Source organism: Streptomyces brevispora (assembly GCF_007829885.1).
Lineage (GTDB): Bacteria > Actinomycetota > Actinomycetes > Streptomycetales > Streptomycetaceae > Streptomyces > Streptomyces brevispora.
Genome location: NZ_VIWW01000001.1, coordinates 1055777 through 1078482, shown reverse-complemented (window position 1 = coordinate 1078482; position 22706 = coordinate 1055777). Strand labels below are relative to the sequence as shown.

Below are 22706 nucleotides of genomic sequence, written 5' to 3'. Positions count from 1 at the left end.
CTGCGACTGACGCTTTCGGCTCCGGCGATAGGGGATCGTATAGGTGGGCCGGGTCTGTCCCCAGTCGCCCCGCCCACCTGCCGCGTAAGCCACAGAAGAGAGACCTCACCCATGTCCTGGCTGTCCAGATTCAGCCTCGCGCAAAGGGCCCTGATCGGGCTGATCTCGATCGTCGCGCTCGTATTCGGAGCGATTGCGATCCCGCAGCTCAAGCAGCAGCTGTTGCCCACCATCGAACTCCCGATGGTGTCGGTGCTCGCCCCCTATCAGGGAGCGTCCCCCGATGTGGTCGAGAAGCAGGTCGTCGAACCGCTCGAGAATTCGATCAAGGCCGTCGACGGCGTCACCGGAATCACCTCGACCGCCAGTGAGGGCAACGCCGTCATCATGGCGTCCTTCGACTTCGGCGACGAGGGCACCAAGCAGCTTGTCGCGGACATCCAGCAGGCGGTGAACCGCGCTCGCGTCCAGCTGCCCGACTCCGTGGACCCGCAGGTCATCGCCGGTTCGACGGACGACATCCCGACCGTCGTCCTCGCCGTCACGTCCGACAAGGACCAGCAGGCGCTCGCCGCCCAGCTGGACCGTACCGTCGTCCCCGCCCTGGAGGGCATCGACGGCGTCGGCCAGGTCACCGTCGACGGCGTGCAGGACCTCCAGGTCTCCATCACCCCCGACGACAAGAAGCTCGCGGAGGCCGGGCTGAACACCGGCTCGCTCGCCCAGGCACTCCAGGCGGGCGGCGCGACCGTCCCGGCCGGTTCCTTCTCCGAGTCGGGCAAGAGCCGCACCGTCCAGGTCGGCGGCGCCTTCACCTCCCTGAAGCAGATCGAGGACCTGAGGGTCGCCGGCCAGGACCCGGCGACGGGCAAGCCCGGCAAGCCGGTCCGGGTCGGCGACCTCGCGACGGTGAAGCAGGAGCCCTCCACCGCGGTCTCCATCACCCGTACGAACGGCAAGCCGAGCCTTGCCGTCATGGCGACGATGGACAAGGACGGCAGCGCCGTCTCCATCTCGGACGCGGTCAAGGACAAGCTCCCGGACCTGCGCAAGGACCTCGGCGCCGGTGCCGAGCTGACCGTCGTCACCGACCAGGGCCCGCCCGTCGCCAAGGCGATCTCGGGCCTGACCATCGAGGGCGCGCTCGGCCTGCTCTTCGCGGTCATCGTGATCCTGGTCTTCCTGGCCTCGCTCCGCTCGACCCTGGTCACCGCGGTCTCCATCCCGCTCTCCGTGGTCCTCGCACTGATCGTGCTCTGGACCCGTGACCTGTCACTCAACATGCTCACCCTGGGCGCGCTGACCATCGCGATCGGCCGGGTCGTCGACGACTCGATCGTCGTCCTGGAGAACATCAAGCGCCACCTCGGTTACGGGGAGGAGCGCCAGTCCGCGATCCTCACCGCGGTGAAGGAAGTGGCCGGCGCGGTCACCGCCTCGACCCTCACCACCGTCGCCGTCTTCCTGCCGATCGGTCTGGTCGGCGGCATGGTCGGCGAGCTCTTCGGCTCGTTCTCGCTGACCATCACCGCAGCCCTGCTGGCCTCCCTGCTGGTCTCGCTGACCGTCGTCCCGGTCCTGTCCTTCTGGTTCCTGCGCGCCCCCGAGGGCAGCGCCGAGAACCCGGACGAGGCCCGGCGCAAGGCCGAGGAGAAGGAAGCCCGCAGCAAGCTGCAGGGGATGTACGTCCGGGTCCTGGGCTTCGCCACCCGGCGCCGCGTCGTCAGTGTGGTCATCGCCGTGGTCGTGCTGATCGGCACCTTCGGCATGGCTCCGCTGCTGAAGACCACCCTCTTCGATCAGGGCGAGCAGGAAGTCCTCTCCATCAAGCAGGAGTTGGCCCCTGGCACCAGCCTGGAGGCCGCCGACGAGGCGTCCAAGAAGGTCGAGAAGGTCCTCGCGGGCGACAAGAGCGTCAAGGGGTACCAGGTCACGGTCGGCTCGTCCGGCTTCATGGCGGCCTTCGGCGGCGGCACGGGGGCCAACCAGGCCTCCTACCAGGTCACGCTGAAGGACCCGGCCGACTACGAAGCCACCGAGAAGCGCCTCGACGAGGCGCTCGGCAAGCTCGACGGCATCGGTGACACGACCATCGGCGCGGGCGGCGGTTTCGGCAGCCAGGACCTGAGCGTCGTGGTCAAGGCCGCCGACGCGGACGTCCTGCGGAAGTCCTCCGAAGAGGTACGCAAGGCGGTGGCCGGCCTCAAGGACGTCTCCGACGTCCAGAGCGACCTGTCCCAGAGCATCCCCCGGATCTCGGTCAAGGCCAACGCCAAGGCCGCCGACGCCGGCTTCACCCAGGCAGCCCTGGGCGCGGCCGTCGCCGGTGCGGTGAAGGGCACCCCCTCCGGCAAGGCGATCATGGACGACACCGAGCGTGATGTCGTCATCAGGTCCGCCCACCCGGCCACCACGATGGCCGAGCTGAAGAACCTCTCGCTCGGCCCGGTCAAGCTCGGCACGATCGCCGACGTGGAGGTGGTCCCCGGACCGGTCTCCATGACGCGGATCGACGGCCAGCGCGCCGCGACGATCACCGCCAAGCCCGTCGGTGACAACACCGGAGCGGTCAGCACAGAGCTCCAGAAGAAGGTCGACGCCCTGGACCTCCCGGACGGCGCCACCGCCACCATCGGCGGCGTCTCCGAGGACCAGAAGGACGCCTTCGTCAAGCTGGCCCTGGCCATGCTGGCGGCCGTCGCGATCGTCTTCATGCTGCTGGTCGCCACCTTCCGGTCGCTCATCCAGCCGCTGATCCTGCTGGTCTCCATCCCGTTCGCGGCAACCGGCGCGATCGGCCTGCTCCTCATCACCGGGACCCCGATGGGCGTCGCGGCGATGATCGGCATGCTGATGCTGATCGGCATCGTGGTGACCAACGCGATCGTGCTGATCGACCTGATCAACCAGTACCGCGCCCAGGGCATGGGCGTCATCGAGGCGGTCGTCGAGGGTGGACGTCACCGTCTGCGCCCGATCCTGATGACGGCCCTGGCGACCATCTTCGCTCTCCTCCCGATGGCGCTCGGCGTCACCGGCGACGGCGGCTTCATCTCGCAGCCGCTGGCCGTCGTGGTCATCGGCGGTCTGGTCACCTCGACGCTGCTGACGCTGCTCCTGGTGCCGACGCTGTACGCGATGGTGGAGCTCCGCAAGGAGCGCCGCGCGAAGAAGAAGGCCGCGAAGCGCGCCGCGAAGGCGGGCGTGCCGGCTCAGCCAGAGTCCGACGAGGTCCGGGAGACCGAGTCCGCGAAGGCCTGACCGACCGGAGACAGGGCCCCGTTCCACGCACTCGCGTGGGACGGGGCCCTCTTCGGTTCGCGGGCCTCCGGCTCGCCGAGTCGCCGGGGGACACCTCGCCAATCACGGGGAGCCGGGGCGGGCGGCCGGAGAGCAGCGGCAACGCCGGCGGGCGGCGGGGCGGGGAGCGTCAGGCGGCCCCGTTTCCGCTGAGGGCCTGGACGATCCGGATCCACGTCTCGCCGTGCGGGTGGGCGTGCTGGACGCTGAGCGCGCAGATCTCCCTCAGCAGCCGGGCCCGGATCTCCTCGCGTGCCCGGGGCAGGAGCGTGGCCAGATCGTTCGGCTCGACGCCCTCGACCGCCCCGGAGAGCACCATGCCGGCCTGGGCGTGGGTGAGGGAGGACAGCTTGTCGTCGAAGACCTGCCCCTCGACGGCGGCCGCGTGCATCAGCGCGTTGCCGTCCCCGGCAGCCAACGCCCGGTCCACGTAGGTCTGGAGGGCGTCGCGATCCTCGACGAGGCGGTACGCGGCGTCCAGTCCTTCGGTACGGGCGACATCGAGGACGGCGACGTGCGCGAGCGGGGTGGCCTCGGGCGGCTGGACCTGGAGGATGCGGGGGTGGTCCTGGAGGAAGGCCCGTGACTCCGCCCAGGTGCCGCAGTCCACCCACTCCGCCAGCTGCTCCGCGAGGATCGGCGGATCGTAGGCGGCGGTCACGCCGTGGATGAGGACGGCCTCGCGGAGCGCGGCATGCCGCAGTGCGGTGCGCAGGTCCAGGAGCGCCAGTTCTTCGAGGGCCGTCGCGGCCTCCTCGCTGCCGAGCACTTCGGCGTTCCGGGACCAGACATCGCGTGACTGGGGCCAGTTGGGCGCGAACATCCAGGAACTGACGAGGGTCAGAGTCTGCGGCGACAGGGCGAGCCAGGCCGGTGCGGGGGCGAGAGTCACCTCTTCCCACACCGCGCGTACGGCCTCGGGGTCGCCGCAGGCGCGAAGCGCCCGCCGGGCCCGTACGGTCACGACGTCTGCGCCGCCCTCCGGCGCGGAGCCACCGTCGAGAAAGGACACGAGCTCGCGTACGCCGATCGAGGCCTGGGGCGCGGGACAGTCCAGCAGGAAAATGCTCCGCTCCACGCCGAGACGCCGGGCGGTTGCGGGGTGGGCGGGGGCGAACTCCGCCACGGCCTCGTCGAACTGCCAAATCGCCGACGCGCGGTCGTCGGTGCGGACGAGTGCCCGCGCCAGATCGGCGAGAGCGGAGACCAGGGCCCGTTCGAAGGCGCCGGGGTTCTCCAGCGCCAGCGTCCGGTAGGCGGCGACCGCCTCCCGCGCCGCGCTCACGGCTCCTTCGTCGTCCTGGTTCACCCCCAGGTGCCTGCTGAGACTCTGAAGGGAATGAGCCAGGTCGGGAAGGTGGGTGCTGCCGTGCTCGTCGACGAGTCGGCGCAGGAGACGGACGGACTCGGCGGCCGGCGCCGGAGCTTCCTTCCGGCTGCCGGTGTCGGCGAGGTTCTGTGCCAGAGTGCTGAGCGAGCTCGCGAGAGCGGAGCGCAAGGACGGCTGCCGTTCGGCGAGCTCACGGTGCAGAACGACACCTTCCTTCGAAGCCCGCAGTCCCGCCGCCGGTTCTCCGGCCGTGTTCAGGTGGGCGGCCAGGTTGGTGAGTGCCGTGGCCAGGTCCTGCCGGAAGACGGCGGGCTGCCGTGCGGCGAGTGTGCGGCGGATGGCGACCGCCTCCCGGCCCGCCGAGACCGCCCCGGAAATATCACCCGAACTCGCGCGGGCGGTGCCGAGGTTGTTGAGAGCCGTGGCGAACTCCGGGAGGAACACGCCCGGATCCTCGGCGGCGAGGCGCCGGTAGATGCCGGTGCCTTCTTCGGAGTGGAGCAGGGCTGCGCCTGGCTCACCTGTTGAGTCGAGGTGCATCGCGAGGTTGTTGAGCATCGCGGCCAGGCCCGGGAGGGACGCTTTCGGGCGGGCCCCGGCAAGTTCGCGCTGGATGCGTACGGCCTCGCGCGCGAACAGCACCGCTGCCGCCGGGTCTCCCGCGGCGGCCGTCATGTCGGCCAAGGAGGTCAGGGACCGGGCGAGATCCGGCTGAAAGGCCTCCGGGTGCTGGGTGGCGAGCCTGGCGGACAGGCGTGCGGCCTCCCGAGCCGGAGCGAGCGCGCCCTCGTGGTCCCCGGTGGCGGAGAGCCTTGCCGCCAGGTCGCGCAGGGCGCCCGCCAGCAGCGGCTGGAAGACGGCCGGATGACGCGCAACGAGTTCCCGCCAGATCTCCACCGCCTCCCGCGCGGGTGGTACGGCGGCCCGGCGTTCCCCCTCGTCGGAGTCCGGCGGGCCGGCCGGCCACTGGCCGTCGTGCGCATCACCCGCCCCCGTCGGCAACGAGCCCGTCCCGGCCCGCAACGAGCTCGTCCCGGCCGGCAACGGGCCCGTCCCCGCCCGCGACGAGCCCGTCCCCGCCGACAACGGGCCCGTCCCGGCCTGCAACGAGCCCGCCCCCGCGCGCAACGAGCCCGTCACCAGCCGCGCGAACATGAACCCGCCGCCCACCGCAGTGGCACGCGTGGCCACCGCGTCGCCCGCCTCCCGCGCCGGCTCCTCCGGGACACCGGCCGCCGCGCACCGGCGGAACACGTACTCACCGATGTCCTCCCGAGTGCGTGGCTCCCGCTCCAGGCCCGCCGCGGTGGCACCCGCGCCGATCAGCCGGGCCAGGGCGTCCGGCAGGGTCTCGCCCTCGTGCCTGTCCGCTGCCGGCCGGCCGCGGAACGCGCCGTCGCGGGAGCTCAGCAGGACCGGGATCGTCCGGCCGAGCGGGAGGACCAGCTCCTCGGTCATGGGGCGGAGATGCTCGGCAGGCACTTCGTCCAGCCCGTCGAGGACCAGCACCGGCCGGGGGGACAGTTCCCGGAGCCCGCCCCGGAAGTCGTCCGTGTCGCGGGGCTCGGGCAGTCCGAGCTGCCGGGCCAGCTCCGAGGCCGCCCGGAGAGGGCTCAGCCCTCGCAGGTGTACGGAGGCGAGGGAACGTCCGGGGCGGAGGCCCGGGTCGGGATCGTCCTCGCGCAGGCACGCGTGCGCCACCGTCTCTCTCCGCTGCACAGGATCGGTGAGGGTCGCGATCCGGCCCAGCACGGCCGACTTGCCGCAGCCCGGCGGGCCGGTCACCAGGAAGAGCCCGGGGTCGTCCGCCTCCAGCCAGGCGACGATCCGGCCCAGCACCTCCTTCCGGCCCGTGAAGAACCAGCCCTCCTCGCGGTACCCGACCCCGCGCGCCGCGAGCACCAGGTGCTCCGCCGGCCCGGCGGGGGCCCCGGTCCGTGGGGGGACGTCCCGCCCGTCGGCATGTTCCTCGCGCGGCGCCGTCCCCACCGGCTCGCGCCCGTCGTCGCCCGCCACGCCCGTCTCAGGCACCATCGCCCGCCCCGTCCTTCAGTACCAGTACCAGCGCGGTCGCCACGACGTCCGCTGCGTTGAGTAGCAGCGTAGTTACGGTACGGACATCCCGGGGGCCGTATGGGGGAAAACCGGCCTTCCGTCACCACTCGCACGAAAGGCCCCGGAGAAACGCCCGAAGGCGTCCCGGGGCCTTTCGTGACCGGGGTTACGGCAGCGCCAGCATCCGTTCGAGCGCCAGCTTGGCGTACTTCTCCGTGTCCGGATCGACCTCGATCCGGTTCACGAGGTTGCCCTCGGCCAGCGACTCCAGCGTCCACACCAGGTGCGGCAGGTCGATCCGGTTCATCGTCGAGCAGAAGCAGACCGTCTTGTCGAGGAAGACGATCTCCTTGTCCTCCGCGGCGAACCGGTTCGCCAGGCGCCGCACCAGGTTCAGCTCGGTGCCGATCGCCCACTTCGAGCCTGCCGGGGCCGCCTCCAGGGCCTTGATGATGTACTCCGTCGAGCCGACGTAGTCCGCCGCCGCCACGACCTCGTGCTTGCACTCCGGGTGCACCAGCACATTGACGCCGGGTATGCGGGCGCGCACGTCGTTGACCGACTCCACCGAGAAGCGCCCGTGCACCGAGCAGTGCCCGCGCCACAGGATCATCTTCGCGTTGCGCAGCTCCTCGGCGGTCAGCCCGCCGTTGGGCCGATGCGGGTTGTAGAGGACGCAGTCCTCCAGGGTCATCCCCATGTCCCGTACGGCGGTGTTCCGGCCCAGGTGCTGGTCCGGCAGGAAGAGGACCTTCTCGCCCTGCTCGAAGGCCCACTCCAGCGCCCGCTTCGCGTTCGACGAGGTGCAGATCGTGCCGCCGTGGCGGCCGGTGAAGGCCTTGATGTCGGCGGAGGAGTTCATGTACGAGACGGGCACGACCTGCTCGGCCACCCCGGCCTCGGTCAGCACGTCCCAGCACTCGGCGACCTGTTCGGCGGTGGCCATGTCGGCCATCGAGCAGCCCGCCGCCAGGTCCGGCAGCACGACCTTCTGGTCGTCGGTGGTCAGGATGTCCGCGGACTCGGCCATGAAGTGCACACCGCAGAACACGATGTACTCGGCCTCCGGACGCGCTGCCGCGTCCCGCGCCAGCTTGAACGAGTCACCGGTGACGTCCGCGAACTGGATGACCTCGTCGCGCTGGTAGTGGTGCCCGAGGACGAAGACCTTCTCCCCCAGCTTCTCCTTGGCCGCGCGGGCGCGCTCCACCAGGTCCGGGTCGGACGGGGAGGGCAGGTCGCCGGGGCATTCGACGCCGCGCTCGCTCCTGGGGTCGGCGTCGCGGCCGAGCAGGAGCAGGGCGAGGGGCGACGGCTGGACATCGAGTTCCTGGACGGGATGGGCCGTGGTCACGTCACGCACCCTTTCTTCTCTGCGAGTCTGCGAGGAGCTTCTCTGCGAGGAGCCTTTTCGTCGAATTGACGTTATCTATCATAACCGCTTCACGTCACTTTGACGACGCCGATAGCGTCAATGTGACGCACCCGCACGAGTGGCCGGTGTGCGAGCATGAATGGAACAGGCAAGCGTGCGGCCCCGGAATGAATCCGCGGTTCCGGCGGTTGCAACGTCGGCAAGCAGACTCCGTACAACCCGGGAGAGAAGCAGATGTCCGTATCGGACGAGACCACCACCGTGAGCGACGGCATCCTCCTGTCCGACGCCGCCGCAGCCAAGGTCAAGGGCCTGCTGGAGCAGGAAGGCCGTGACGACCTGGCGCTGCGCGTCGCCGTCCAGCCCGGCGGCTGCTCGGGCCTGCGTTACCAGCTCTTCTTCGACGAGCGTTCGCTCGACGGCGATGTCGTGAAGGACTTCGACGGCGTCAAGGTCGTCACCGACCGGATGAGCGCCCCGTACCTGGGCGGTGCCTCTGTCGACTTCGTCGACACCATCGAGAAGCAGGGCTTCACGATCGACAACCCGAACGCCACGGGTTCCTGCGCCTGTGGTGACTCCTTCAGCTAGAGCGCGACGGCGTCGGCCCGCCAGGGCTCGAACGCGACAGCGGTACGGCGGCGGCCCCGGAATCCGATTCCGGGGCCGCCGCCGTATCCGCCCGGTCGGCGGGCCGTCACGTCACCCCCGCGCCACCGCACGGCCCGAGGTGGCGTCGATCACCTTCCGGTCGCCCAGCGGCTGATCCAGGGTGACCGTACGGGTCAGCTCCTTGGCGATCATGACGCAGACCTTCTTCGGATCCGGCGTCGACTCCGTCACGGTCACCCGCACGGCGGTGCCGTCCTCGCTCGCGCTCATGTCGTACGTACTGCACGCGCCGCCCCAGAACGTCACCGAGAGCGTCCGCCCGTCGGCGCTGTACGACTGGATCGCGCCACCGGCCCGCGCGGTACCGCCCGCGTCCGGGGCCTTCTCCGACGGGGCGTCCTTCGCCAGGTACGCCGGGTCCACGGCGACCTGGGTGACGGTGTTGCCCGTCCCGCCCGCGGCCGGCCGGACCGTGAAGATCCAGGACGGTACGAGCACCTGCCCGCCGCCCACGTAGCGCGCCGCCAGGCCGAAGACGGCCTTGTCGACCGTCACCGTCGTCGTAGCCGGCTCCGCCCCGGTACGTGCGCCGCAGGCGGGCCCGGACGGCTTCGTGTCGTCCCTCAGCGGTGCGACGGTCGCGCACCCGCCGATGTTCTTGCGGCCGTCCGAGGGCTGTGCGGCGTTCAGCTGCTTCAGTGCCTCGGCCGCACCGATCACGGGATAGTCGGCGCCCTTCTCCAGGCCCTTCAACTGCCCGCCACCGCCGACCACCTCACCATCGGCGCCCACCTGGATCCCGGTCGCCCAGCCGTACGTCGGCAGCCCGTCCACCACCGGATCCGCGTTGACCACCCGGGCCGAGCCCATCAGTTGACCGGCGTCGAGGGCCGCGCCGTCCTGGCCGGCCGCCTTCAGCACGGGCACGGCGGCGGCCTTCGCGGCCTTCTCGCTCACGGGTGATCCCGAGCCGCCCGGAGCCACATCCTTGCTCGAACAGGTCGCCTTGTTCCCGCAGTTGTCCGTACCCCCGGAGCCGTAACGGGCGAAGGTCCAGGTGCCGGGCGCCCGCTTGTCCACCCGCAGCACCGGGCCGGAGCCGTCCCCGTCGGAGCCCACCGTCCAGGCCGTGCCCTCGGCCCGCGGGGTGCCCGTCAGCCCGAGCGCCTTCGCCAGCCGGGTCACCGCGGCCGCGGAGACCGTTCCGCTCGTACGCTGCACGGCGGCCTTCGCCGGGCCGTCCGGCAGCGCGCCGGCCGCGCGGTAGACCAGCCGTTCGCCGTGCGGATCGGGTTCGCCCGGCGCGATGCCCCGTGGCGGGGCCGATGGGGTCGGGGGCTGCGTGGCCGGACCGTCCGTCCGCTCGTCCAGGGAGAGCGGCGGGGGAGTGCCGGCACCACTGCCCGCGCTCTCCTTGCCGCCGTCCGCCGCGGACGCGGCCCAGTACGCGCCGCCGCCACCGGCCAGCAGCACGGCTGCCGCCACCGAGGCCACGGCGAGCGGCGAACGCCGCCAGGGGCCGGTCACGTCGTTGTCGGGTCGCTCGGTGCTCACCGGGTCGCTCCTTCGCCTGCATCGCCGTCATACGCCTGGCCGGCATATGGCCCGCCGCTCGGGTGCGGACACCGATGGGACGGGGCGAAGGGGCGCACGGTTCCCCCGCGGGGCGGCAGTCGAGGCCGGGAGCGCGGTCCGGGACCGGTCGGCGCGCGATCTCAGTCGCCGTACTCCGGCGTCGCGTCGATCATCCTGGCCGAGGCGGGCGGCACGGTGACCCCGTGGATCAGGGACGGCGCCACAGGGGTGGAGGCGGTCTTCGGGGGCGCCACCCAGCGCGGAGCCATCCGTGCGCAGTCTCCGCGCAGCTCCGCCAGATCGGTCTCGTGCTCGCGCGGGGCGATGTGATTCGACATATACCGACCGTAGGCACCACAGAGCTCAGGAAGAAAGCCCTACTATCGGGTAATTTTTCCCCTTCGGACCCTCGCGGGAACCGGTAGCGTGAACTGTCACGCCGACCCGGGAACGCGAACATCCGTTCCCCTCGACCTCCGCAGGAGCAGTCCCCCGTGCGTATCGCAGTCACCGGCTCCATCGCCACCGACCACCTCATGACCTTCCCCGGCCGATTCGCCGACCAGCTGGTCGCCGATCAGCTGCACACGGTCTCGCTCTCCTTCCTGGTCGACAACCTGGACGTGCGCCGGGGAGGTGTCGCCGCCAACATCTGCTTCGGCATGGGTCTGCTCGGCACCGCTCCGATCCTGGTCGGCGCCGCGGGCTCCGACTTCGACGACTACCGGGCCTGGCTCGACCGCCACGGCGTCGACACCGGATCGGTGCGGATCTCCGAGGTCCTGCACACCGCCCGCTTCGTCTGCACGACGGACGCCGACCACAACCAGATCGGCTCCTTCTACACCGGCGCCATGAGCGAGGCCCGGCTGATCGAGCTGAAGGCCGTCGCCGACCGGGTGGGCGGCCTCGACCTGGTCTCCATCGGCGCCGACGACCCGGAGGGCATGCTCCGCCACACGGAGGAGTGCCGCTCCCGCGGGATCCCGTTCGCCGCGGACTTCTCGCAGCAGATCGCCCGGATGGACGGCGACGAGATCCGCATCCTCCTCGACGGCGCCACGTACCTCTTCTCCAACGAGTACGAGAAGGGCCTCATCGAGTCCAAGACCGGCTGGACCGACCAGGAGATCCTGGCCAAGGTCGGCCACCGCGTCACCACCCTGGGCGCCCAGGGCGTGCGGATCGAGCGGGTCGGCGAGGAGCCGATCGAGGTCGGCTGCCCGGAGGAGGAGACCAAGGCCGACCCGACCGGTGTCGGCGACGCCTTCCGTGCCGGGTTCCTCTCCGGCCTCGCCTGGGGCGTCGGCCTGGAGCGGGCCGCCCAGGTCGGATGCATGCTCGCCACCCTGGTCATCGAGACGGTCGGCACCCAGGAGTACACCCTGCGCCGCACCCACTTCATGGACCGCTTCACCAAGGCCTACGGCCACGAGGCGGCGGCCGAGGTCCGCACCCACCTCGCGTAGTCAGGTCCGTACGCGCCCCGCGCGGTCAGGACAGCCGGCGGACCACATAGGCCGAACCCCGGTCCGCCGGCTCCTCACCCACGTACTCCTGCTCGCGCATCGCGCACCAGGCCGGAATGTCGAGCCGGGCCGCCTCGTCGTCGGACAGGACGGTCACCGTCCCGCCCACCGGCACCCCTCCGATCACCTTTGCGAGCTCGATCACCGGGATCGGGCAGCGCCTCCCGAGCGCGTCGACGACCAGGGAGGCCGCCGGGGCGGCGGGGGAGGGGGCGGCCGCGGCGGGCGCACCCAGCTTCTCCCGGACCCCCGCCACCACCCCGGGGAGCACGTCGAGGAAGCGGTCGACGTCCTGTGCGGTGGTGCCCGTCGGCAGCGACACCCGGACGTTGCCCTCCGACAGCACCCCCATCGCCCTGAGCACATGGCTCGGGGTCAGGGTGCTGCTCGTGCAGGACGAGCCGGACGAAACGGAGAACCCCGCCCGGTCCAGTTCATGGAGCAGGCTCTCCCCGTCGACATAGAGACAGGAGAAGGTGACCACATGCGGCAGCCGCCGCACCGGATCGCCGACGACCTCCACATCGGGCACCAGCGCGGGCACCCGGCTCCGGATCCGGTCCACCAGCGCCCGCAGCCTTTCCGCCTCGGCGGCCGCCTCCGCCCGTACCGCCCGCAGGGACGCCGCCGCGGCCACGATCGCCGGAATGTTCTCGAAGCCGGCGGCGCGCCCCGACTCCCGCTCGTCGGCCGGTCCTTGGACCGCGAACCGGACACCCTTGCGCACCGCCAGCAGCCCGACCCCGGCCGGACCGCCCCATTTGTGGGCGCTCGCCGCCAGCAGCGACCAGCCGCCCGGCACCGGCCCCTGGCCCAGTGACTGCGCGGCGTCCACCAGCAGCGGCACCCCCGCGTCCCGGCAGAGCCCGGCGACCTCGGCCACCGGCTGCTCGGTGCCGACCTCGTGGTTGGCGGACTGGAGACAGGCCAGCGCGGTGTCCTCGCGCAGCGCCGCTCCGTACGCCGCCGGGCTCACCGCCCCCGAACGGTCGACCGGCACCTCCGCGACCGATCCGCCCCGGCTCTCGTGGTCGGTGGCCGAATGGAGTACGGACGAGTGCTCGACCGCCGACACCACCAGATGGCGGCCGACACGCCGACGTCCGGCGAGGGCCCCGGAAATTCCGGAGTGCACCGCCCGGGTCCCGGACGAGGTGAACGTGAGCTCGTCGGGACGGCAGCCGACGGCCTGCGCCGCGGCCTCCCGGGCCGCGTCCAGCAGCAGCCGGGCGCGGCGCCCCTCGCGGTAGAGCCTGGCCGGGTCGGCCCAGCCCTCGTCCAGCGCGGCAAGCAGCACCTGGCGGGCGACGGGGTGGAGGGGGGCGGCGGACGCGGCGTCGAAGTAGGGCACCCGGCCACGCTAGCCCGGCCCGCGCGCCGGGCCGCACTCCGGCTCGGGACCGGCGGTCCGCGCGGTCGGGAGAGGGGGCGTCAGATGTCGGCCGGAGGCCCGGATTCCACCCCTTCGGGGAGTCGGGCGGCGCGTTGGGCACCCTCCCCGCGCGACCCCAAATAGCGTCCAGTAGGGTTTGGTCCGCATAAACATCCAAACCCCTGCCCGCGTCAGGGGCGGCGACCGACAAACGAGACGGGCGCGCCGACCGTGCGGGCGAGACTCTCGGGAAGGCGCTACGTGAGTCCCAACGGCTCCGACCGCTCGTCGCGGCGCCCGATGCGGCGGAAGCTGCCGCAGGTGCTGACTGCGGGCCTGATCCTGGCTACCGCAACCGGTTGCACATACAAGGATTTCCCCCGCCTTGGTATGCCTACGCCGGTAACGGAAGAGGCACCACGGATCCTTTCCCTCTGGCAGGGCTCGTGGGCGGCAGCGCTCGCCACGGGCGCGCTGGTCTGGGGCCTGATCCTGTGGAGTGTCATCTTCCACCGGCGCAGCCGCACCAAGGTGGAGGTTCCTCCGCAGACCCGGTACAACATGCCGATCGAGGCGTTGTACACCGTGGTCCCTCTGATCATCGTCTCGGTGTTGTTCTACTTCACCGCGCGCGACGAATCGAAGCTCCTCGAACTCTCCCCGAAGCCCGCCCACACCATCAACGTGGTCGGCTATCAGTGGAGCTGGGGCTTCAACTACATCGAGAACGTGGACGGCTCGACCGCCACGGGCAACAAGATCCCCAAGGAGCTCAACGCCATTCCGGACCGGTTCCACAAGGACTTCCCCAAGGGTGCGGAAGGCGTCCACGACGTCGGCATCCCGGGAACCCAGAACCCGCAGAACGGCAACCCCGGCCCGACCCTGTGGCTGGCCAAGGGGCAGAAGGTCCGCTTCATCCTGACTTCGCGTGACGTCATCCACTCCTTCTGGGTGGTGCCGTTCCTCATGAAGCAGGACGTCATTCCGGGCCACACCAACTCCTTCGAGGTGACTCCCAACCAGGAGGGCACCTTCATGGGCAAGTGCGCCGAGCTCTGTGGCGTCGACCACTCCCGAATGCTCTTCAACGTCAAGGTCGTCTCCCCGGAGCGCTATGAGGCGCACCTCAAGGAGCTGGCGAAGCAGGGCAACACGGGCTACGTGCCGGCCGGCATCGAGCAGACTGACCCGGCCAGGAATGCGGAGACGAACAAACTGTGAGCATCCTCAATGAACCTCAGGGTGCCGCGGCAGCAGACGACTCGTACGAGGACGAGCTGCCGGTCCGGCGCAAGCAGCCGGGAAACGTCGTCATCAAGTGGCTGACCACCACTGACCACAAGACGATCGGCACGATGTACCTGGTCACCTCGTTCGCGTTCTTCTGCATCGGCGGTCTGCTCGCGCTCTTCATGCGCGCCGAGCTGGCCCGTCCGGGCACGCAGATCATGTCGAACGAGCAGTTCAACCAGGCGTTCACGATGCACGGCACGATCATGCTGCTGATGTTCGCGACGCCGCTGTTCGCCGGGTTCGCGAACTGGATCATGCCGCTGCAGATCGGCGCGCCCGACGTGGCGTTCCCCCGGCTGAACATGTTCGCGTACTGGCTGTACCTCTTCGGCTCGATCATCGCGGTGGCCGGCTTCCTCACCCCGCAGGGTGCGGCCGACTTCGGCTGGTTCGCCTACTCCCCGCTTTCGGACGCGGTCCGCTCGCCGGGCGTCGGTGCCGATATGTGGATCATGGGTCTGGCGTTCTCCGGATTCGGCACGATCCTCGGTTCGGTCAACTTCATCACCACGATCATCTGCATGCGCGCACCCGGCATGACGATGTTCCGTATGCCGATCTTCGTCTGGAACGTCCTGCTGACCGGTGTTCTGGTCCTGCTGGCCTTCCCGGTGCTCGCCGCCGCGCTCTTCGCGCTGGAGGCGGACCGAAAATTCGGTGCGCATGTATTCGACGCGTCCAATGGCGGCGCATTGCTATGGCAACACCTCTTCTGGTTCTTCGGCCATCCAGAGGTGTACATCATCGCTTTGCCCTTCTTCGGGATCATTTCCGAAGTGATCCCGGTGTTCAGTCGAAAGCCGATGTTCGGATACATCGGTCTGATCGGTGCGACGATCGCCATCGCCGGTCTGTCCGTGACCGTGTGGGCCCACCACATGTACGTCACCGGCGGTGTGCTGCTGCCGTTCTTCTCGTTCATGACGTTCCTCATCGCGGTGCCCACCGGGGTGAAGTTCTTCAACTGGATCGGCACGATGTGGAAGGGCTCACTGTCCTTCGAGACACCGATGCTCTGGGCCATCGGCTTCCTGATCACCTTCGCCTTCGGTGGTCTGACCGGTGTGATCCTGGCGTCGCCGCCGATGGACTTCCACGTCTCGGACTCGTACTTCGTCGTGGCGCACTTCCACTACGTGGTCTTCGGCACCGTGGTCTTCGCGATGTTCTCCGGATTCCACTTCTGGTGGCCGAAGTTCACCGGCAAGATGCTCGACGAGCGGCTCGGCAAGATCACGTTCTGGACGCTGTTCGTGGGCTTCCACGGCACGTTCCTGGTGCAGCACTGGCTGGGCGCCGAGGGCATGCCGCGTCGCTACGCGGACTACCTCGCGGCGGACGGCTTCACCGCGCTGAACACGTTCTCGACGATCTGTTCGTTCGTGCTCGGCCTGTCGATGCTGCCGTTCTTCTACAACGTCTGGAAGACGGCCAAGTACGGCAAGAAGATCGAGGTCGACGACCCGTGGGGCTACGGCCGCTCGCTGGAGTGGGCGACTTCCTGCCCGCCGCCGCGGCACAACTTCCTCACGCTGCCGCGGATCCGTTCCGAGTCCCCGGCGTTCGACCTGCACCACCCGGAAATCACGGCCCTCGAACAGCTGGAGCACCACTCCGAGGGTGACAAGGCCCTCGCCGGTGGCAAGGAGGCGGGCAAGTGAAGATCCAGGGCAAGCTGTTCCTCTGGCTGGCGGTCTTCATGCTCGCCATGGCCATCACGTACGGCGTGTGGTCCAAGGAGCCGGCCGGCACGACCGCGCTCGTCCTGGCCTTCGGCCTGAGCGTCATGATCGGCTTCTACCTGGCCTTCACGGCCAGGCGGGTCGACGCGCTCGCGCAGGACGACAGGGAAGCCGATGTGGCGGACGAGGCCGGCGACGTGGGGTTCTTCTCCCCGCACAGCTGGCAGCCGCTCTCGCTGGCGGTCGGCGGTGCACTCGCCTTCATGGGAGTCGTCTTCGGCTGGTGGCTGCTCTTCTTCTCGCTCCCGATGCTCCTGGTCGGTCTGTTCGGCTGGGTGTTCGAGTACTACCGCGGTGAGAACCGCACCCAGTGACACCGCTCCACCCGTGACACCGCTCCACCTGACGGGGGGCCCGCACTTCCACGAGAAGTGCGGGCCCCCCGTTTGCAGTCACCCCGCGCGCTGAATCAAATGAACCTTCATAGCGTGGGTTCATGAACCACACGCCGCGCATCCGTCCCGTAGTGAGCTGCACTCTGCTGGCCGTGACCCTCGTAGCAGGGATGACCGCCTGTGGGCAGTCCGACAGCCATCCGCTCGCGGCGAAGCCGTACAACGCGGCGGACGAGATCTCCTCCAACGCGCCCGACGGCGGCGAGAAGGTCGACCCGGACAAGCCCCTCGAAGTGAGCGTCGACGGCGACGACGGCCGGATCACCGATGTGACGGCTGTGGACACCACAGGACGCCATGTGGCGGGCGAACTCGATGCCGACGGACACCGCTGGCACTCCACCGCCCCGCTCGCGGCAGGCGCCCGGTACACCGTCAGGGTCAGCATGGAGGACAGCGACGGCGCCCCAGGCAGCCGCACGCTCTCTTTCGAGACCGCCTCTGCCAAGAAGTTCCTGAAGGTCACCTTCGGCCCTCAGGCGGGCACCTACGGCGTCGGACAGCCCCTTACGGCGCAACTCAGTGCTCCGGTCGCCGACAAGGCGGCCCGCGCCACGGTGGAGCGCGCGCTGAAGGTGCGCTCCGTGCCTGCCGTGACCGGCTCCTGGTACTGGGTCGACGACAAGACGCTGCACTACCGGCCGCAGGAGTACTGGCCGGCGAGGGCCACCATCGAGGTCAGCAGCAATCTGGCCGGCATGAAGGTGACCAGCACGCTGTACGGGGCTCCCGCGAAAGCGTTGAAGATCACTACCGGCGACCGTATCGAGGCCGTCACCGACGCCGCGCAGCACTCCATGACGGTCAAGCGCAACGGAGAAGTGATCAACACCATTCCGGTGACCACGGGCAGGCCCGGCTTCGACACCCGCAACGGCGTCAAGGTCGTGCTCAGCAAGGAGCACGACGTACGTATGCGCGGCGAGACCATCGGCATCTCGCAGGACTCGGACGACTCGTACGACCTGCTGGTCTACTACGCGACCCGGGTCACCTGGAGCGGCGAGTACGTCCACGCGGCCCCCTGGTCCACCGGATCACAGGGGTACGCGAACGTCAGCCACGGCTGTACCGGCATGAGCAACAGCGCGGCGGAGTGGTTCTACAACACCGTGCGCGAGGGCGACATCGTCAGCGTCGTCGGCAGCCAGGGCGCGACCATGACGCCGTTCGACAACGGCTACGGCGACTGGAACCTCTCCTGGGCCACATGGCAGAAGGGCAGCGCACTGCAGAACGGCACGCCGGACCGCGTCGACACGGTCCAGGCGGCGCGACTGCGCCCCGAGGTCTGACCGACCGGGGGAGTGCGCTGCCCCGCGGAGGGGCCCGCGACGGCCTGAGGGGCCGACAGTCCCTCAGGCCCCCACGGAGAGCCGGCTGCGCAGCAGGGCGGCCAGGGCGTCCGCGAACCCGACCGGTTCGACCGGAAGGGTCACCGCGGCGTCCGCGCGGCTCCAGGTGGCCAGCCAGGCGTCCTGCGGGCGCCCGATCAGCAGCAGCACCGGCGGGCAGCGGAAGATCTCGTCCTTGATCTGACGGCAGACGCCCATGCCTCCGGCAGGGGCCGTCTCACCGTCCAACACGCAGACGTCGACGCCTCCGTGATCCAGTGCGTCCAGGACGGCGGGCAGGGTGGCGCACTCCAGGAACTCCACCGGCGGCACGTCCGCCGCGGGCCTGCGCCCTGCTGCCAACCTCACCTGCTCACGGGTGTGTGCGTTGTCGCTGTAGACCAGGACCGTGGCGGTCGGCTGCATTGTTCCTCCGTGACATCTGTGTCTTCGGGGCTTTCGGGGCATGAACCGATGCGCGGATCGTACTCCGCCCGACAGCCTGTCAGCACCGCCCGGGACGGCGGATCCATGGGCCGTTCGGGGAGGACACACCCCTCTGACACACCGAACGGCACCCCCCGGAGTGAGGGCGGGATAAGCGACCGACATAATGTCGGTCGTGGCGACAGCAACGACAGTAGAAACCGGGCACGCGCACCCGTCGGTCAATCGGCCGAACCTCACCAGCGTCGGAACCATCATCTGGTTGAGTTCCGAGCTGATGTTCTTCGCGGCCCTCTTCGCGATGTACTTCACCCTGCGATCGGTGACCGGATCAGATCACTGGAAGGAAATGGCTTCGTCCCTGAACTTCCCGTTCTCGGCGACGAACACCACCATCCTGGTGCTCTCCTCACTCACTTGCCAGCTCGGCGTCTTTGCCGCCGAGCGAGGTGATGTGAAGAAGCTCCGTACCTGGTTCGTGATCACTTTCGTGATGGGTTCGATCTTCATCGGAGGCCAGGTCTTCGAGTACACCGAGCTGGTGAAGAAGGACGGCCTCTCGCTGTCCTCGGATCCGTACGGCTCGGTGTTCTACCTGACCACCGGCTTCCACGGTCTGCATGTGACAGGCGGCCTCATCGCCTTCCTGCTCGTTCTGGGCAGGACGTACGCAGCCAAGAGGTTCACCCATGAACAGGCGACCGCTGCCATCGTCGTGTCCTATTACTGGCACTTCGTCGATGTCGTGTGGATCGGCCTCTTTGCCACGATCTACATGATCAAGTAACCGGGCTCAGAGCCCGAACCACATCCAGCATCGACGCAGAAGATCCTGACACCGGGGTAATCCGTGAAAAAGCTCTCCGCACGACGACGCCATCCGTTGGCGGCGGTCGTCGTACTACTCCTCGCGCTGGCGGCCACTGGGGGCCTGTACGCCGCGTTTGCGCCCGCGAGTAAGGCGCAGGCCGACGAAACCTCCCAGTCCCTCGCCATCGACGAGGGCAAGAAGCTGTACTCCGTCGGTTGCGCCAGCTGCCACGGAACCGGCGGTCAGGGCACAACCGACGGGCCCCAGCTTGTCGGCGTGGGCTCCGCCGCCGTCGACTTCCAGGTCGGTACGGGCCGTATGCCGGCACAGCAGCCGGGCGCCCAGGTACCGAAGAAGCCGGTCATCTACACCCAGGGCGAGATCGACCAGCTCGCGGCGTACGTCGCGTCGCTCGGCGCCGGTCCGATCACCCCGACCAAGAGTCAGGTCAGCCCTGAAGGCGCGGACATCGCCAAGGGTGGCGATCTCTTCCGTACCAACTGTGCTCAGTGCCACAACTTCACCGGCAAGGGCGGTGCCCTGACGAACGGCAAGTACGCACCCGGCCTTGAGGGTGTGGACCCGAAGCACATGTACGAGGCCATGCAGACCGGCCCGCAGAGCATGCCGTCCTTCCCGGACTCGACGATGCCCGAGCAGCAGAAGAAGGACATCATCGCGTACGTCCAGACCGTGAACAGCGCAGATTCCGCCAGCCCCGGCGGCCTCAGTCTGGGCGGTCTCGGTCCGGTCAGCGAGGGTCTGTTCGGCTGGATCTTCGGGCTCGGCGCACTTATCGCAGTTGCCGTCTGGGTCGCGGCCCACACCGCTAAGGCCAAGAAGTCATGAGTAGCCAAGAGATTCCAGAAAAGAACCTGCCCGCAGAGCAGGCCCCCGCGCACGGCGCGGTAGAGGGCGCGGACGATCCGTTCGCCGACCCGGGGCTGCCGGCCCACCAGCCGCGCATCCAGGACATCGACGAACGGGCCGCGAAGCGGTCCGAGCGCGCGGTCGCGTTCATGTTCGCGCTGTCCATGCTGGCGACGGTCGGCTTCATCGCCTCCTTCGTCATCTTCCCGGTCGACAAGATCGTCTACATCTTCCCGTTCGGTCATGTGAGTGCGCTCAACTTCTCCCTGGGACTGACCCTGGGCGTGGCGCTCTTCGCGATCGGCGCGGGAGCCGTCCACTGGGCGCGCACCCTGATGTCCGACGTGGAGGTCGCCGACGAGCGGCACGCGATCGAGGCCGAGCCCGAGGTCAAGGCGAAGGTTCTCGCCGACTTCGCGGCCGGTGCCGAGGAGTCCGCGTTCGGCCGGCGCAAGCTGGTCCGCAACACCATGTTCGGCGCGCTGGCCCTGGTGCCGCTCTCCGGTGTGGTGCTGCTGCGCGACCTCGGTCCGCTGCCGGAGAAGAAGCTTCGCTCCACCATGTGGGCCAAGGGCAAGCAGCTCATCAACATGAACACCAATGAGCCGCTTCGTCCCGAGGACGTGACCGTCGGTTCGCTCACCTTCGCCATGCCCGAGGGCCTGGAGGAGGACGCGCACGACTTCCAGACGCAGATCGCCAAGGCCGCGCTGATGATCATTCGCATCGAGCCGTCCAACATCAAGGACAAGCGCGAGCGCGAGTGGGCCCACGAGGGCATCGTGGCCTTCTCGAAGATCTGCACCCACGTCGGCTGCCCGATCAGCCTGTACGAGCAGCAGACCCACCACGTGCTCTGCCCGTGCCACCAGTCAACCTTCGACCTCTCCGACGGCGCCCGCGTCATCTTCGGTCCGGCCGGTCACGCCCTCCCGCAGCTGCGGATCGGCGTGAACAGCGAGGGCAACCTCGAGGCGCTCGGTGACTTCGATGAGCCCGTCGGTCCTGCATTCTGGGAGCGCGGATGAGTACTGCGACCGATACGAAGCGCAAGGCGCCCGCCGGTGAGAAGGTGGCCGACTGGGCGGACGGCCGGCTCGGGATCTACTCCCTGGCCAAGGCCAACATGCGCAAGATCTTCCCGGACCACTGGTCCTTCATGCTCGGTGAGATCTGCCTCTACAGCTTCATCATCATCATCCTCACGGGTGTGTACCTGACGCTGTTCTTCCACCCGAGCATGAACGAGGTCGTCTACCACGGCCCGTACGAGCCCATGCAGGGCATCCAGATGTCCGAGGCGTACGCCTCGACGCTGGACATCAGCTTCGACGTCCGCGGTGGTCTGCTGGTCCGGCAGATCCACCACTGGGCCGCGCTGATCTTCCTGGCCGGCATGTTCGTGCACATGATGCGCGTCTTCTTCACGGGCGCGTTCCGCAAGCCGCGTGAGATCAACTGGCTGTTCGGCTTCCTGCTGTTCGTGCTCGGTATGTTCACCGGCTTCACCGGCTACTCGCTCCCGGACGACCTGCTCTCGGGTACGGGTGTCCGGTTCATGCAGGGCGCGATCCTGTCCATGCCGATCGTCGGCACGTACCTGTCGATGTTCCTGTACGGCGGGGAGTTCCCGGGCGGCGACATCATCGCCCGGTTCTACTCGGTCCACATCCTGCTGCTGCCCGGCATCATGATGGGGCTGCTGGTGGCGCACCTGATCCTGGTCTTCTACCACAAGCACACGCAGTTCGCGGGTCCCGGCCGGACCAACAAGAACGTCGTCGGCATGCCGCTGCTGCCGGTGTACATGGCGAAGGCCGGAGGGTTCTTCTTCCTGGTCTTCGGCGTCATCGCCGCCATCTCGGGCATCGCCTCGATCAACCCGATCTGGGCCATCGGGCCCTACCGCCCGGACCAGGTGTCCACCGGCGCGCAGCCCGACTGGTACATGGGGTTCTCCGAGGGTCTGATCCGTGTCATGCCCGGCTGGGAGATCAACCTCTGGGGTCACACGCTGGTCCTGGGCGTGCTCGTCCCGCTGATGATCTTCCCGATGGTCCTGGCCGCGATCGCGGTCTACCCGTTCATCGAGTCCTGGGTCACCGGGGACAAGCGCGAGCACCACATCCTGGACCGCCCGCGCAACGCTCCGACGCGCACCGCGTTCGGCGTGGCCTGGATCACGTGGTACTTCGTGCTGCTCGTGGGTGGTGGCAACGACCTCTGGGCCACGCACTTCCATCTGTCGATCAACGCGATCACCTGGTTCGTGCGGATCGCCTTCTTCGTCGCTCCGGTCCTCGCGTTCATCGCGACCAAGCGGATCTGCCTCGGCCTTCAGCGCCGGGACAAGGAGAAGGTGCTGCACGGGCGTGAGTCCGGGCTCATCAAGCGCCTGCCGCACGGTGAGTTCGTCGAGGTCCACGAACCGCTGTCACCCGCGCAGCTGCACACGCTCACCGCGCACGAGCAGTACGTGCCGGTCGAGATCGGCCCGTTGGTCGACGAGAACGGCGTCAAGCGCAAGGTGTCCGTGCTGCAGAAGGTGCGGGCCAAGCTCAGCCAGGGCTACTACGGCGAGAACAACCAGATCGCCAAGCCCTCCGCCGAGGAGTACAAGGAGATCACCGACGGCCACGGCCACCACTGATCACCTGAACTGA

Annotated in this window: 17 protein-coding genes; 11 read left to right on the top strand and 6 right to left on the bottom strand. The window is 69.1% G+C overall.

The window, feature by feature from the left end; translation table 11 throughout:
- Positions 1 to 111: 111 nt before the first annotated feature.
- Entirely contained in the window at positions 112 to 3261 is a 3150-nt protein-coding gene (locus tag FHX80_RS05015) for an efflux RND transporter permease subunit (protein WP_145763085.1), read from the top strand.
- Between the two features lie 169 nt (positions 3262 to 3430).
- Here the strand turns inward: FHX80_RS05015 and FHX80_RS05010 are convergent, their stop codons facing one another.
- A complete protein-coding gene (locus FHX80_RS05010; RefSeq protein ID WP_145763084.1) occupies positions 3431 to 6664 on the bottom strand; it encodes a tetratricopeptide repeat protein in 3234 nt (1077 codons plus the stop codon).
- 187 nt (positions 6665 to 6851) lie between these two features.
- Positions 6852 to 8048, bottom strand: a complete 1197-nt coding sequence (gene nadA, locus FHX80_RS05005) for a quinolinate synthase NadA (protein WP_145763083.1) — start codon at positions 8046 to 8048, stop codon at positions 6852 to 6854.
- Between the two features lie 246 nt (positions 8049 to 8294).
- Between nadA and FHX80_RS04995 the strand changes: the two genes are divergently transcribed.
- Positions 8295 to 8651 (top strand): HesB/IscA family protein, encoded by a 357-nt coding sequence (locus tag FHX80_RS04995; protein ID WP_030970782.1) that lies wholly within the window; start codon positions 8295 to 8297, stop codon positions 8649 to 8651.
- 111 nt (positions 8652 to 8762) lie between these two features.
- On the opposite strand, the gene FHX80_RS04990 is transcribed toward FHX80_RS04995, so the two are convergent.
- Entirely contained in the window at positions 8763 to 10226 is a 1464-nt protein-coding gene (locus tag FHX80_RS04990; RefSeq protein WP_145763081.1) for a hypothetical protein, read from the bottom strand.
- Positions 10227 to 10387: 161 nt separating this feature from the next.
- The gene (locus FHX80_RS04985) at positions 10388 to 10585 is read right to left on the bottom strand and encodes a hypothetical protein (protein WP_145763080.1); all 198 of its coding nucleotides are present in this window, start codon (positions 10583 to 10585) and stop codon (positions 10388 to 10390) included.
- 156 nt (positions 10586 to 10741) lie between these two features.
- Here FHX80_RS04985 and FHX80_RS04980 point away from each other — a divergent pair, with 156 nt between their 5' ends.
- A complete protein-coding gene (locus FHX80_RS04980) occupies positions 10742 to 11716 on the top strand; it encodes a carbohydrate kinase family protein (RefSeq protein WP_145763079.1) in 975 nt (324 codons plus the stop codon).
- A 25-nt stretch (positions 11717 to 11741) separates the two neighbouring features.
- On the opposite strand, the gene FHX80_RS04975 is transcribed toward FHX80_RS04980, so the two are convergent.
- A complete protein-coding gene (locus FHX80_RS04975) occupies positions 11742 to 13127 on the bottom strand; it encodes a cysteine desulfurase/sulfurtransferase TusA family protein (RefSeq protein ID WP_145763078.1) in 1386 nt (461 codons plus the stop codon).
- 282 nt (positions 13128 to 13409) lie between these two features.
- On the opposite strand from FHX80_RS04975, the gene ctaC reads away from it, so the two are divergent.
- The 4 genes from ctaC (at position 13410) to FHX80_RS04955 (ending at position 17876) form a co-directional block, all read left to right on the top strand.
- Positions 13410 to 14372 (top strand): aa3-type cytochrome oxidase subunit II, encoded by a 963-nt coding sequence (ctaC, locus tag FHX80_RS04970; protein WP_145763077.1) that lies wholly within the window; start codon positions 13410 to 13412, stop codon positions 14370 to 14372.
- Positions 14369 to 16105 (top strand): aa3-type cytochrome oxidase subunit I, encoded by a 1737-nt coding sequence (ctaD, locus tag FHX80_RS04965; protein WP_145763076.1) that lies wholly within the window; start codon positions 14369 to 14371, stop codon positions 16103 to 16105. The genes ctaC and ctaD overlap by 4 nt, the downstream gene beginning before the upstream one ends.
- A complete protein-coding gene (locus FHX80_RS04960; protein WP_145763075.1) occupies positions 16102 to 16500 on the top strand; it encodes a cytochrome c oxidase subunit 4 in 399 nt (132 codons plus the stop codon). Before ctaD ends, FHX80_RS04960 begins: the two co-directional genes overlap by 4 nt.
- 122 nt (positions 16501 to 16622) lie before the next feature.
- Positions 16623 to 17876, top strand: a complete 1254-nt coding sequence (locus FHX80_RS04955; RefSeq protein WP_145763074.1) for a L,D-transpeptidase — start codon at positions 16623 to 16625, stop codon at positions 17874 to 17876.
- Between the two features lie 63 nt (positions 17877 to 17939).
- Here FHX80_RS04955 and FHX80_RS04950 read toward each other — a convergent pair whose 3' ends face one another.
- Positions 17940 to 18341: a hypothetical protein gene (locus tag FHX80_RS04950; protein ID WP_145763073.1), complete on the bottom strand. Its 402-nt coding sequence runs from the start codon at positions 18339 to 18341 to the stop codon at positions 17940 to 17942.
- Between the two features lie 187 nt (positions 18342 to 18528).
- On the opposite strand from FHX80_RS04950, the gene ctaE reads away from it, so the two are divergent.
- The 4 genes from ctaE to qcrB all read left to right on the top strand — a co-directional run bounded on the left by ctaE (position 18529) and on the right by qcrB (position 22693).
- Complete coding sequence (ctaE, locus tag FHX80_RS04945; protein WP_145763072.1) at positions 18529 to 19149, top strand: aa3-type cytochrome oxidase subunit III; 621 nt, start codon at positions 18529 to 18531, stop codon at positions 19147 to 19149.
- A 63-nt stretch (positions 19150 to 19212) separates the two neighbouring features.
- Positions 19213 to 20022 (top strand): cytochrome bc1 complex diheme cytochrome c subunit, encoded by an 810-nt coding sequence (qcrC, locus tag FHX80_RS04940; protein WP_145763071.1) that lies wholly within the window; start codon positions 19213 to 19215, stop codon positions 20020 to 20022.
- Positions 20019 to 21071 (top strand): cytochrome bc1 complex Rieske iron-sulfur subunit, encoded by a 1053-nt coding sequence (gene qcrA / locus FHX80_RS04935; RefSeq protein ID WP_145763070.1) that lies wholly within the window; start codon positions 20019 to 20021, stop codon positions 21069 to 21071. The genes qcrC and qcrA overlap by 4 nt, the downstream gene beginning before the upstream one ends.
- Positions 21068 to 22693 carry a cytochrome bc1 complex cytochrome b subunit gene (gene qcrB / locus FHX80_RS04930; RefSeq protein ID WP_145763069.1) on the top strand — a complete coding sequence of 542 codons (1626 nt, stop codon included), beginning with the start codon at positions 21068 to 21070 and terminating at the stop codon, positions 22691 to 22693. The genes qcrA and qcrB overlap by 4 nt, the downstream gene beginning before the upstream one ends.
- Positions 22694 to 22706 lie beyond the last annotated feature (13 nt).